Genomic DNA, 664 nt, shown 5'->3' with positions numbered 1-664 from the left:
AAGAAGTCAAACAGCTCAAGGAAGCCAATGACATCTTAAAAAAAGCGCATGTGTACTTTCTAACAGATCATGCCAAGAAAAGTACACGGTAATTCAAGATCTAGATATGAATGAAGTCACGGTATCTTCTGCCTGTAAATACCTAGGTGTCAGCACTTCAGGCTATTATGCCTGGCGAAAACGTCAGGCCAATACGGTAGAGAAATATAATGATTTAAAAGCCGTATATTGGCAGCATCATGCACGATTGGGTGCACCTTCATTGGTACATGACATGCATGATTTAGGTTACAGCATGAGTGAACGCACTGTTGGAAGAATGCTGAAAAATCTGGGTTTACGCAGCAGGATTGCGCGTAAATACAAGCATACGACTGATTCAAACCATCGTTTGCCTACAGCACCCAATCTGTTAGAGCGTCAATTTACAGTCATTCAGCCTAACAAGGTTTGGACAACGGATATTACCTATATCCGTACCAAGCAAGGTTGGCTGTATTTATGTGTGATGCTGGATCTATTTAGTCGTCGTATCGTGGGGTGGCAAACCAGCCATCGAATAGACCGCCAGTTGGTGTGTGATACGTTTAACTATGCAATGGCTCGTCAGGGTTATCCAACTGGTGTTATGGTTCATTCGGACCAAGGTTCACAGTACTGTAGT

The 664-nt window shown here is 43.1% G+C and carries 1 pseudogene; it reads left to right on the top strand.

From position 1 onward, the window contains the following. Positions 1 to 664 (top strand): annotated as a pseudogene (locus tag MSG95_RS18885) (IS3 family transposase); the annotation flags it as partial.

The organism is Acinetobacter sp. IK23 (assembly GCF_035615275.1).
GTDB lineage: Bacteria > Pseudomonadota > Gammaproteobacteria > Pseudomonadales > Moraxellaceae > Acinetobacter > Acinetobacter seifertii.
This window is presented reverse-complemented; position numbering and strand designations above follow the sequence as displayed.